This window comes from Methanomassiliicoccales archaeon (genome assembly GCA_038850735.1).
Classification (GTDB): domain Archaea; phylum Thermoplasmatota; class Thermoplasmata; order Methanomassiliicoccales; family JACIVX01; genus JACIVX01.
In genome coordinates, this window is record JAWCLO010000017.1 from 1 (window position 1) to 12,065 (window position 12,065).

Sequence of the window (12,065 nt, forward strand, 5' to 3'; positions counted from 1 at the left end):
CGTTTCCCTGGAAAATGATTTTCTCGGGACTTGCCCGCGGATCACCTGCAGCATAATACGGTGGATGTCTGGGATTTGGCTTCGTGACCCTGAGGTTGTTCTCCTTCTCTTCCTTGAATTTCTCTTTTACCACCGGCACGATTTCGTCCGGCACACCGAAGGTCAGCTCGACTTCTACCATCTCACCTCCCTCCTTGCAGTTTACTAATTGAATTATGATTTAAAGGAGAAGATAAGACCTTCGGTTCCCCCTCTTCCATCGTTAACTACCGCATTTGATGCAAGGTGAAATATCATCTTTATACGCTTTTTGATGCCCTATCAGCATTTTCACGCTTGATTATGCGATGTGGATAAAAGTCATCATGAGAATGCTACTTTAGAATGCTACTTTAACTTCGATGCTGCATGTTATGTGCGAGTCTAGAATGAGTGAAGGAATAAAGATGGTGGCACGTACGAAGAATTTTATGGTAGATGGAAGATAGGATTTGAAAATCGATCTCATGGGTTGTGCATAAGAAGGCGGTTTCTTGGCGCAGACGAAAATCTCGATATCGATGGGGAACTTGACGAAGGAGTTTGATGATGTTGTTGCAGTCGATGACTTGTCGCTCGATGTGTGGAAGGGTGAACTTTTCGGCCTGCTTGGACCGAATGGAGCTGGGAAGACCACCACAGTAGGCATTCTCTGCGGTCTGATAGAGCCTACAAAAGGACATGCGGTTATAGAAGGATGCGATGTTCAGAAGGAGAGAATGAAAGTCAAACAGATTATTGGAGTCTGTCCGCAGGAAACGGCCATTTACCCCTACCTTACAGGAATGGAGAACATTGAGTTCTTTGGCGACCTATACTGCATCGACAAGAGTGTTCTCCGCTCGAGAGCTGCGATGCTCCTCGACAAAATGGGCCTAGCCCAGGATGCGAAGAGAAGGGCGGAGAAATACAGCGGTGGCATGAAGAGGAGGCTCAGCTTGATTCTTTCTCTTATCCATGATCCAAGCGTTCTCTTTCTCGACGAGCCCACAGTCGGCATGGATCCGCAGTCGAGAAGGGCGGTGTGGGATTTTCTTCGAGAGTTGAAGTCTCGAGGTAAGACGATCTTCCTCACAACGCATTACATGGAAGAGGCGGAGACGCTATGCGACCGCGTGGGCATCATCGACCGCGGTAAGCTCATCGCCCTTGGCTCGCCAAAATCCTTGATCGCTGAACACCACGTAGAAAATCTCGAATCGCTCTTCATCAAGCTCACGGGCCGCAAGATCAGGGAGGAGATCTGAATGAAACCTCGAAGGATCGCCGCGCTCTGCAAGAAGGAATTGAAGAAGACTGTGAGAGAGCCCGCGATCCTTTTCATGATTTTCCTCTTTCCTCTGGTTTTCGTCCTCACATTCGGTGCTGCCTTCGGGGGCGTAGGGAGTTCGCAGACCTCATACAGCATCGGAGTCGTCAATCTTGATGATGACAACATAGGAAATGCGACGCAGTCCTTTCTCCAAGCTCTCGGCGACACGCAGATCCTTGACATGAGATTGTACCAAAGCAACGAGACCGCTCAGGCAGATCTCTCGCAGGGAAAAATCCAAGCGGTCATGATCATACCAGAAAATTTCAGCGAGAGCCTCGCTTCGCTTGAGGCATTTCCTCACGAGCCGGAAAAATGGGTGAATGTCTCGATCTCCCTCTATCTCGACAAGGGATCTTTAATAGCTACCCAAGCCATACCGCCGATCATCGAGAATGTGCTCTCTTCCCTCGTGAATATCGAGAGCCCGCAGTCGCCCCTGCAGCTGAAGATCGCGTCCTTGGTCGAGACTGAGACCATCAGCGCCTTCGAATTCATGGCTCCAGGCATGTTCACCTTTGCCTCGATATTCCTCATCATGATGGTAGCCCAGTCTTTCACTCAGGATCGGGAAAACGGCATGATGAAGCGCCTTAGGACGACACCTCTGACGTCAACGGAATTCATGACGAGTCAGGTGATTTCGTACATGCTCATCGCACTGTTGCAGGCCGTCATCGTTTTCCTTGCCATATACATCATAGGTTTTCAGCCAGCCGTGAGCGTTTTCGCATATATCTTCGCATTCCTCATCGTGCTCGTGTTTTCGATATCAAATGTAGGTTTCGGCCTCATCACCGCGACGCTGGCGAAGAGTTCTGGTGCGGCCACTGGCATATCATTCCTTTTCGTGCTCCCCCAACTCTTCCTCGGGACTTTTGTGGGCTCATCGCTTTCCCCGTCGGCCCAGATTGCAAGCAGATGCGTCCCCTCCTATTATGTGACGGATGCTCTCACCTCAATTTTCCTGAGGAAGGCAGATATTTTCAGCAGCGGCGTGATGTACGATTTTCTTATTGTTGCTGCTTCATGCCTGGCGATCCTATTGATCGGAATTCTACTTTACAGACAATATCTCAGAATGTGAAAAATAAAAGGGCGCTCATCGAAAGCGCTTCTTGTGTTTTGCTCAAATATTTGACTTTTTGATTAATTATTAATAACGATTCTTAAAATACAGTACCATTCGCATCAAACTGCTGAGATCATTGGGTTCGGGGATGGTACATATCACGACTGCATCCATAAGGCCCGTAATTGCTGAGTTCGTCGGCACCGCTTTCCTCGTCATAGCGGCCATCGGGTCGGCGATCTTACCATATGACGTCCTCGGAGCTAATATATCGCTCTCCGTGTTCATCAATGCCGTAGCCGTGGGCGCGGTGCTCTTCGTTCTCGTGGAGACATTCGGCCCCGTCTCGAACGCCCACTTCAATCCAGCCGTTTCCCTCTCGATGTATCTGAGCGGGCAGATGAGAGGAAAAGACTGCATAGGTTATATTGTTGCCCAGTTCTCTGGAGGTTTTGCAGGTGTGGTTGCGACGCACCTCATGTTCTACAACACGAAACCCGTCGTTCTCGTCATTTCTCAAAACGTCAAAGCGTCCAGCCTCTTCCTCGCCGAGCTGATCGGCACATTTCTCCTCGTCATTGTAATCTACGGCGTCATGCGGAATAAATCGAAATTCGCCTCCCTTGCCATCGGTTCAGTCGTGTGCGGCATGCTCATCACGACATCGAGCACCATGTATGCAAACCCCGCAGTCACGTTCGCGAGGGTTTTCACATACGCCATCTGTGGCATTGAACCCTTCAGCGCAATTCTATTTGTAGCTTTTGAAGTAGTGGGATCTTTGCTCGCTACAACTTTAGCTATATATGTATTTCCGATGAGAACAGAGATGAGTGAAGTAAGCATAACGGCACCTGCAGCGGCTCCGGGGAACAGGGAGGAGTGATGTCATAAATGAAATCATGCTCATGTGATGCGCAGAAAGGTGTATGATTGAGCGCGTTGATCAACATAGAAGAAAAAGTTGTTCCCAAGAATATGAAATGCCTGTGAGAGGAAGTTAAATGAAGACGAAAATCGCGATAATCGGAGGGTTTCTTGGAGCGGGAAAAACGACGTTGGCAACGAAACTGGCAATCGAATTCAAAAAGAAGGGGAAATCCGTGGCGATCATTACGAACGATCAGGGCGAGGTGCTCGTTGACACCCAATTCGTAGAGTCGAAAGGGATCGATGTGGCCGAGGTGCTTCGAGGATGTTTCTGCTGCAACTTCAACGATTTCGTCAGGAATGCGAGAATGCTTGCAGCGGCCTCCCGCCCGGAAATCATACTGGCGGAGCCGGTTGGCAGCTGCACGGATCTGCTGGCGACCGTAGTCCTGCCCCTCAAAACGCTTTATCCAAAGGAGTTCGAGGTGGCGCCGCTCACCGTGCTCGTTGACAGCAGCAGCGTTTCAGATGATCTCATGAATTCCTCTTCCCCAGGAGATTACCTGAGAAGGCATCAGATCATGGAGGCTGAGACCCTCGTATTATCGAAGGTAGACCTCGTGAGCGATTCCGAAATACCAAAGCTTGTGGATCTCGTGAGGAAGATCAACAAAGATGCGAACATAGTGCCTTATTCTGCCGTCAACGGCATGGGATTTGAGAGCATTGTGAAGAGAATCGAGTCAGCGGAGGTCAGCGGGAGATGTCCGGTCGATATCGATTACGATGTCTATGCGACAGCGGAAGCGCAGCTCGGCTGGTACAACGGCTCGTTCTCGTTCGTATTGAATGACAAAATTGATACATACGGCCTCGCTGTAGACGTTCTGAAAGCAATTTCTCAGCATTATAGAAGCGAGGATATCGCACACGTGAAACTCCTGCTCAAGACGCAGTCGAACGCCTTGAAGGTGAGTCTCGTGCAGGGGAATATCGTGGTGGACGGCATCAAGGGGTCGAGGTATGGCAGTGGGGAATCATCTCTTGTTTTGAATGCGAGGGTGATTTCAGCGCCTGAGATATTGAAAGATGTGATAAGGAAGTCGGTCAATTCCTCTCTCGAGCGCATTGAAGCGAAAGTTATGAATGTGAAAGATGATTCATTTTCACCCATGCGGCCAAATCCACAGTACAGGATGAGCTGACGCTTTACTACTATCATTGCAATTTGCTTTCACAAAGCTTCGTCTCAATCATGATTTGTAACATCATCATTCGAAACAATAGAAAACATTCCAAAATGCAAAAGATCAAGAAAAGGGATCTCTTGTTTTCAATCTGGTGCTCTACCCTCCTTTTTTAAGATAAAAGGGCAATCCTATGCAAGAATTTCATACGCGGTTGAAAAGGCATTTTTGATACTAATGGTAAGCAGAGACGAGATTGGTCCAAGTATCAAATTCGTTATGAATGATTTCTCCAAATCTTTCTCCGTTATTCGAAGAAATATGAAGCTAAGCGAGTATATCGGAAAGGGCTTAAACGTTCAAAAGAAGAGGGAATTGTGAGGATGGCTTCAAGAGTTGCATTCCTTTTCCATGTGCATACGAATCGGTCTGTTGACAGCTTCATGCCAATGAAATATGTCATGAAGTATTGCAAGAAGAAAAACATCCGCTTGATCGCTATGTGCGAACATAACTACTTGATGCCCTCATCTGAAAGAAAAGCACTCGAAAAAGAGTATGGCGTGAGAATTATGCCGGCGATTGAATACGCGACGAATTACGGAGACATCATCGCCATGGGCACTGAGGAGTTCTCGAAGACAAGGGAATGTACTGAACTCATAGAATTCATAAAGCATCAAGGCGGATTGATAATACTCCCCCATCCGTACAGAGGGCATGCTTTGAATAAGATACCGATGGAAAAGATAGATTTGATCGAAACTTTCAATGGACGCTGTTCTAATAAAGAGAATATGGCGGCGATCAATCTCGCTTCGCATCTCGAGAAAATAGGAATTGCGGGATGTGATGCGCACTTTCCGTGGGAATTAGGTCTTGCCATGAATGAAATAGATGTGAATTTTGCTGAAGATGATGATATTGAGTTGCTGGTGGAATCTATGGGAATCGTGCATAATAAGAGAGGTTGCCCAAAAGTTAATTCATTCCTATCCCAGGTTGTAAAGACGATAAAATTGCCATGAAAAGGCCTTCCTAGTTTTTCTAGAATTTCAATGGGAAATCCTGGTATCCTTCGATTTTGTGACTTGATAGAAAGGTTTCGTAAGATCACTATCAAAATTTTACCAACATCTTGTCCAGATGTTTGAAAAGCGCAATATGAAGGTGTAGAGGTTGCCGAGGCGGCATGTGGTAAGTATCGAATGACAGTTAAAGAACTAGACCATCGATCTCAACGATGCTATGTATCCTATCTGTCAATTCGTATATGATGATCGATCATTATAATAGTCCAATCCGCAAATAGATGATGCTTACCTTACGACGCTTCTACGCAGTATTAATTCGAGATATTAATCTGAATTTTATTTTTAATTGACGTAACAATCCAAGAGCTTCATGACATATGAAATAATTCAACGGATTGAAATTCAAAGAAGCTTATTATAGATCTCTAAATACTCTTTTGCCGCTTTGGACCAGGTAAAAAATTCAGAGCGCTGAAGACTTTTCGATGAATAATTACGATACTGCTCTGGATCTTGTAAACATGCATATATTTTTTCAGCAAGCTCGGAAGCATTGTGAGGTTCAAAGCTGATGCCTGCAGACCCTGCTACTTCATAACTTCCGCCGTATCGAGGCACAATGACAGGAAGAGCCATCCCCATCGCTTCAAGTATACACAAACCAAAGGCTTCGCAGCTTGAAGTGTGTACTAATAGTGAAGCTGACTCATAGAGCCCAGGTAATGAGCCAAAAGGAATTCTTGAAGCGAAGGATATTTTGCTAGATAATCCATATCTTTTGATTGTACAGTTCATTGAGTCCTTAAGAGGACCTTCACCACGGATTACGGCTTTGAAATTCATTTTGTATTCATCGTTCAGAATTTTCAACGCATCCAAGAATACATTTGGTTCCTTGATCGGGATCAGCCGCGATACCCACAAGATCACTGGGATTCCCTTCGAAAGCGTTCTCGGATTTCGGGCCTTAAATTGATCGAGCAATCCATGATAGACAACTTTGTGAGCTTTTACTCCAAATTTTTCGCGCAGCATATTTGCAGTGAACTCAGAGATCGCAACAATCGGAATCCCAATTTCGTTAAGAGCCAAAAGGGCATTCATTTCCTTCAAATAACCTAGCTTCGCTGATTCGTGTTGGAGATCTGGGTCTGGCCATCCGTGTTCGGTTACCACCAGCCTATCGCGAGCCCCTGTCAATAATCCGATATTAGAAGTGTTGGTGTGAGTGATGTCAAATAGTACCTTGGGCAAGACTTTCAATGCAAGAACTCTCAGAGCTCCTCCAATCTTCCAGATGTCCGGTGCAACCAGTTGTCTATTGATATTTGGCTTTACTAGTTGCTTGGGAAATTCCCTCAGCGGTGTTGATAGGGATAGAACCCAAATATCCACGTATTTCGATAGAGACTGAACCATTCCTATAGTATAATGCTCTACGTGAGAGGTAAACAAGACTCTCATTAAGTTGTAATAGCCGATTATGTTGTTTAACATTTTTTTGTGATTGTTCGATACCAATGAGTTCTTTCCAACAGTCTTTGAAAATAATTAAGCCCTGGACAGACAAAAATCTGATTTTTCGATCCGTATCCGTAATTACGGAAAAATCAGACTCATCCAATCTTTGAAATTTATTAAGCATTGCCTTACAAAGAAATGAAATTTGGTCAGAGTAAGAGGCCCAAGATGCTTACACTCATTTATATCGCATGTCATTTGCAAGTTGTTGGTAATTTGCAATTAAGATTTAAATGGGAAATGACCTTTTGAGAAGCCGATATACAATACATCTAGATTCGAGAAAATTCTCAGATCCGCGAGATTACAAAACACTTCAGTCTAAGCGAATCAGGATGTTCATCGCTAGCCGCAGGACTCCAAGTTATTACGTCAGATGCGACGCATTTGATCTTTTCTAGATATGCTAATTTCATAATGTGCAATACATCAGGCTTTCTCGCTTCGGTTCTAAATATCAAATTTTATGTGACTAAAAAGTGATGCACTCATTGCTTTCAGGCTTGGGGTACATCCCTTCTGGACATCTCATTTCATTTAATTGAGATCGAGTATTTAGTTAGTAAATTTCGTTTAATTTTCAAAAGTTTGAACTTCCGCATATCTACGCAAGGAATGGAATTATCAAACAAATTAAAAGTACATCCATTTTGAAATCTAGCTATCCCATTGTTTGACCTCCCTTCTCTCACCATTAACTTTATCCAATCACCCAACCTTACAGAACGATAATACTTATCGAAATCACACGAGAATAATTTGGAAGGGTAAATCATGAAGATCTTGGTCATCGCACCGAGCGTCACTAGACCGTATTTAGGTCCCTCCGTTGCTGCTTATAACACGCTCGCCGGCTTTTTAAAAATTTCAAGAGAGCTCGAAAGGAATGAAGTCAAGATTACTTTTCTATCTATCAATGATGGATCAGGAAGTAGAGTGATTGATGAGAATATCGAAGTAGTTGCGCAAAAGAGAATCCACGCTTTTTGGCTCCCTCGAGAGATTCAAGGTTTGATCACGATGAGGAAGGGATTCGATCTTGTTCATTCTCATGACATTTGTGAAGTATTTCCCTATTTCTTGTCAAAACTACCAGTGATTCTCACATTGCATGGAATCTTTTGGCGTGAAATTAGATTTAAGAAGGGCATATACCCAAAAATTTGGCTTAATTTGGGAGAGCTCAGATTAAGAGGATACTATTCCAAACTTGCTAGGTTTGTTGCTATTTCTCAATACATGGTTGAAGAACTTCAAAAGAAAGGGCTAGATATCTCAAAGGCTGAAGTGATTGAAAATCCGATTAATGATGATTTTTTCAATGTCAGAAAGAACGAAGAGCCTATAATCGTATACCCCGCAACGCTATTGCCTTTGAAAAACCAGCTTGGATTTCTAAAAGCTGTCGCATTAGTGAGGAAAGAACTAGGGGAATACAAAATCAAACTAGTAGGCTCTGGGGATAGTACTTACGAATCAAAGCTGAGGGAGTACATCAAATGCAATGACCTTCCTGTTGAATTCCTGGGAAAAGTTCCTTACGAAGAGATGCCGAGAATCTATTCCACCGCCTCCATCGTCGTGCTTACGTCCTTTCAGGAGAATATGCCAATGTCCATTCTCGAAGCCTTCGCCACCGGAACTCCCGTATTGGCTTCTAATGTGGGCGGTATACCGTTTGTGGTGAGGAATTATGACACTGGCTTATTAACAAATCCAAGCGACCAAAAAGACATCGCAGACAAACTGCTGATACTTGTAAATGACCACAACTTGAGAAGGAAAATGGGCGAACGCGCGAGAGAAGAGGCCTTAGGTAGGTGGAAATCTGAGACCATCGCGAGAAAACTCCTGAGCTTGTATCTCTCGATGAAGGCTTTGCAATAGCAAGATCACTCATTGACATTTACTATAATCGACACCCACACTAAATGTTCATTGGGGGATAGATTCACTGTTTGATAGTTTTTATCCGTAGAACTTTTTGATTGAAGCCTTAGAAGAGGAGTTCTAGTCTCAAATCATTTAAAGGAAAATTTTGCAATTCTTGTTTTTGCGGATTGAGCAAAAATTATGGGTCTTTATTGCAATATTTTTGACCTGCTTATGTGCATCCTTATTTAGTAATCCATATTTTTATTCAATATTGGAATTTATGAACTTGGTACTTTAGGCACATAGGTTGGTCTTAGTTTCGTTTCTCTAGCATTCATTCATGATAGTTCACGATTGCTCAGAAAAGTCACCAAAAATGCCTTATGTAAGATTTCCTCAGTGCGGTATATATTCTCCGAGACCAGGAGAATCCAAATAGCAGTACTTTTGTGCTTAACGGCCACCTTGAGATGAAACGAAACAATCGAAACTTTCTAGCAGCCGATGATACGTTATTCAGCAACCCAGGATACAATGCCTCGATCTCGTATAGAATACTTGCTTTCTTGTTGCAATTGTATAAAATTTGATCCATTGTGATCAAGAAATGATATACTTTTACCTCATTCAAACCCTCGATCAAACTCTTCTTACTGATCCCTTCAACATTCTCGCTGATGAATTTTATAACTCTATCAAAGGCAATGATATTTGTAAACTTGTTCAAAGACGGAGTCCGTGAGATCGAATTCTCTCGAACCGTATAATAGGACAGTTTTTCATCGATATATTGCACTTTATGACTCATCGCCAGACATTTCCATGTGAATTCTAAATCCTCTCCATTGTAAATATCTTCAGAGAATACAATTTGCCACCTGGCGAGCTCTTTTCTGTCGTAAGCGGCAGATATGGTCGAAATCCAAAAATCGCGATTGATCAAAATTCTTGATAGTACTTCATGTCCCTGATAGATACCTGCTCGAAGACCTGAAAAATCCCATCCTTCGATTTCTTGGCAATTCTCATTGAAAGATCCAAATTTCCAGCAGATGATTTCTGGTTCATTCTGAGCTATTACATTTTTCACGATCTCAACTAGGCTTTCACCAACAGAATCATCGCTGTCCAAAAAAATTATGTATTTGCCTCGGGCATTTTGAATACCGACGTTCCTTGCGTAGCTCTGTCCTCTTCTTTCATTATTGTGAATGATTGTATAGTTATCAAACGAATGATTCATCAAGACTGTTCGCACGACTTCCAAAGTCTTATCTGTTGAGTCATCAACGATGATAATTTCAAAATCTTTACATTTCTGCTTCATTAGAGACATAAGCGCTCGGTGCACGAACTTTTCAGAATTGTATGTGGGGATCACAAAGGAAATAATGGGTTCCATAAGTTGTCCAAATCTGATATGTAGAATCGGCCTTAAATCATTTTCAAGTCTATATTCGAACATGTATGAGTTATTGATTATCTTAAAAGTCAGTGAAATTGTTACGCATTTCTCAGTATCGGCTAACGATTGTTACATGACCCTTTCATTTCGTATTGTTGGGAGAACATCGAGGTTTCACATGAAACATTCTTATAAAAAGCCACCAGTTGAATTGCGGGAATATTACTGGATGCTTATTGTCAATATGGTTGCATGGCTTATCCTGAGTCGCAAAAAGGAAGCTATATTTAGCTAAAGGTATTAAAGAGGTGCCGACTTATTCCGTTGATCATGTAAAAAGTTGATTCGAAGAGTTCTTACGTCTTTGCATTCAATAATGAAGTAGAAAATAGTATGATATCCATTAACTGTTTTGACATCTGATGCGAAGCCATCCATGCTCATTGGAAAACTCAGATGATTATGAAAAGTATCATAAGAGAAAGCATCATCTCGAATATCAGTGGCTACCTAAATCCAGAAGGGGTCGCTTATTGAGTAGATGCTACAACAAGACTCAAGCGGGGATATCGCGGAAATGGCCCAGGCAAAATCAAAGATGAGATTATGTTTAGTTCCTGAGTTGCATATTATGTATTCTATTCTTCTCGTGAAAGAATTCGTGGAGATTTCTATTATCTAATTCCGAAAAGATCAAGAAAATTCATTGAATATTGATTTCAAACTAATGAAGAATGATCTCCTAAACGAAGTGGATTTCGGATAAGACGTGTAATTACAAAGGAAAAGTGATTGCACCTAAGATTTCAACAAATTCTGGTAGTATGTCCTTGATGCCGTTGATGATGAATTGAATTGAAATCGCCATGACGATCAACCCGAGGATTCTTGTGACGACTTTCCTGCCTCCCTCTTTCAAGATCTTGTTGATGATATCAGACCTCACCATCATTGCGTAGGAAACAACGATGTTGATGATGATGCCCGCAAAAACGCCGAACACTGCAAGGGCACCAACACCGATGCCATGATCTTGAAAATAGCGTTGGGCGTCTGCCATGAGGAGTACTGTGGTGACGATCGTGCCGGGACCGGAGATGAAGGGGACGGCCAAGGGAATCAGGGCGATGTCGGCTGCCTTCTCCTCCGCCACCTCATATCTCGGTGCAGGTTTGAGCATGCCTGCTGCAATTGTGAAAAGCATGATCCCTCCAGCGATCCTGAAGGCCCCGATGCTTATGCCGAAGATCTCGAAGATGAGGAAGCCCGTGATCGCGAAGAATATGAGAATGCCGAGGGCGTACTCGATCGCCTTCCTCGCTACCCTCACCTTCTGCCTTTGATCAAAGTCCTGGGTGAGTACGAAGTAAACGATCGAAGTTGATAGGGGATTGGAAATGACAATAATCGAGATAATGGCAGCTCCGATAAAGCCGAAGACAACGGACAACTCTGACATTTTCATCATTGATGAGACACGGCGTATAAAAGATTTCCCAGAAACATAATTCTCATTTCATTCTTATGATGCTTGAAACACAATCCCTTACACGGTTCCATCATCAAACGATCACGGTTCAAATCTAATCAGGGATTTTGTGATTTTATTCAAACAGATTTAAATAAGAAGACATTGAATTGCAACCACCAATTTAGAACAGTACGGGTGAACGTCCATGAACAAGACCTTCGAAGAGAGAGGTGATCCCTGTGAAGGTCATTCTCTCGTTCCTTTCAAAGAACAGACATG

10 protein-coding genes are annotated in these 12,065 nt (G+C 43.3%); 6 read left to right on the forward strand and 4 right to left on the reverse strand.

Going from position 1 to position 12,065, the window contains the following annotated elements; genetic code table 11:
- On the reverse strand, window positions 1-181 hold a 181-nt coding region (locus QW087_07940), incomplete at its 3' end, for a hypothetical protein (GenBank protein MEM2944654.1).
- Window positions 182-533: 352 nt separating this feature from the next.
- Here QW087_07940 and QW087_07945 point away from each other — a divergent pair.
- From QW087_07945 to QW087_07965, 5 genes are all read left to right on the forward strand, one after another.
- Complete coding sequence (locus QW087_07945) at window positions 534-1,286, forward strand: ABC transporter ATP-binding protein (GenBank protein ID MEM2944655.1); 753 nt, start codon at window positions 534-536, stop codon at window positions 1,284-1,286.
- Window positions 1,287-2,438, forward strand: a complete 1,152-nt coding sequence (locus QW087_07950; GenBank protein MEM2944656.1) for an ABC transporter permease — start codon at window positions 1,287-1,289, stop codon at window positions 2,436-2,438. It abuts the gene before it with no gap.
- 133 nt (window positions 2,439-2,571) lie between these two features.
- A complete protein-coding gene (locus QW087_07955) occupies window positions 2,572-3,309 on the forward strand; it encodes an MIP/aquaporin family protein (GenBank protein MEM2944657.1) in 738 nt (245 codons plus the stop codon).
- 118 nt (window positions 3,310-3,427) lie between these two features.
- A complete protein-coding gene (locus tag QW087_07960) occupies window positions 3,428-4,498 on the forward strand; it encodes a GTP-binding protein (GenBank protein ID MEM2944658.1) in 1,071 nt (356 codons plus the stop codon).
- Between the two features lie 365 nt (window positions 4,499-4,863).
- Window positions 4,864-5,508 (forward strand): PHP domain-containing protein, encoded by a 645-nt coding sequence (locus QW087_07965; GenBank protein MEM2944659.1) that lies wholly within the window; start codon window positions 4,864-4,866, stop codon window positions 5,506-5,508.
- Between the two features lie 408 nt (window positions 5,509-5,916).
- On the opposite strand, the gene QW087_07970 is transcribed toward QW087_07965, so the two are convergent.
- A complete protein-coding gene (locus QW087_07970) occupies window positions 5,917-6,978 on the reverse strand; it encodes a glycosyltransferase family 4 protein (protein ID MEM2944660.1) in 1,062 nt (353 codons plus the stop codon).
- Window positions 6,979-7,809: 831 nt separating this feature from the next.
- Between QW087_07970 and QW087_07975 the strand changes: the two genes are divergently transcribed.
- Window positions 7,810-8,922, forward strand: a complete 1,113-nt coding sequence (locus QW087_07975) for a glycosyltransferase family 4 protein (protein ID MEM2944661.1) — start codon at window positions 7,810-7,812, stop codon at window positions 8,920-8,922.
- A gap of 355 nt (window positions 8,923-9,277) precedes the next feature.
- Here QW087_07975 and QW087_07980 read toward each other — a convergent pair whose 3' ends face one another.
- Together QW087_07980 and QW087_07985 are read right to left on the reverse strand one after the other, a co-directional pair.
- The gene (locus tag QW087_07980) at window positions 9,278-10,375 is read right to left on the reverse strand and encodes a glycosyltransferase family 2 protein (protein ID MEM2944662.1); all 1,098 of its coding nucleotides are present in this window, start codon (window positions 10,373-10,375) and stop codon (window positions 9,278-9,280) included.
- Between the two features lie 715 nt (window positions 10,376-11,090).
- Window positions 11,091-11,774 carry a MarC family protein gene (locus QW087_07985; GenBank protein ID MEM2944663.1) on the reverse strand — a complete coding sequence of 228 codons (684 nt, stop codon included), beginning with the start codon at window positions 11,772-11,774 and terminating at the stop codon, window positions 11,091-11,093.
- Between the last annotated feature and the right edge of the window lie 291 nt (window positions 11,775-12,065).

Coding starts and splice junctions, on each gene's coding strand:
- QW087_07960 (MEM2944658.1), top strand. CDS start 3,428: ATGAAGACGAAAATCGCGATAATCGGAGGGTTTCTTGGAGCGGGAAAA.
- QW087_07970 (MEM2944660.1), bottom strand. CDS start 6,978: ATGAGAGTCTTGTTTACCTCTCACGTAGAGCATTATACTATAGGAATG.
- QW087_07975 (MEM2944661.1), top strand. CDS start 7,810: ATGAAGATCTTGGTCATCGCACCGAGCGTCACTAGACCGTATTTAGGT.
- QW087_07950 (MEM2944656.1), top strand. CDS start 1,287: ATGAAACCTCGAAGGATCGCCGCGCTCTGCAAGAAGGAATTGAAGAAG.
- QW087_07980 (MEM2944662.1), bottom strand. CDS start 10,375: ATGTTCGAATATAGACTTGAAAATGATTTAAGGCCGATTCTACATATC.
- QW087_07955 (MEM2944657.1), top strand. CDS start 2,572: ATGGTACATATCACGACTGCATCCATAAGGCCCGTAATTGCTGAGTTC.
- QW087_07965 (MEM2944659.1), top strand. CDS start 4,864: ATGGCTTCAAGAGTTGCATTCCTTTTCCATGTGCATACGAATCGGTCT.
- QW087_07985 (MEM2944663.1), bottom strand. CDS start 11,774: ATGTCAGAGTTGTCCGTTGTCTTCGGCTTTATCGGAGCTGCCATTATC.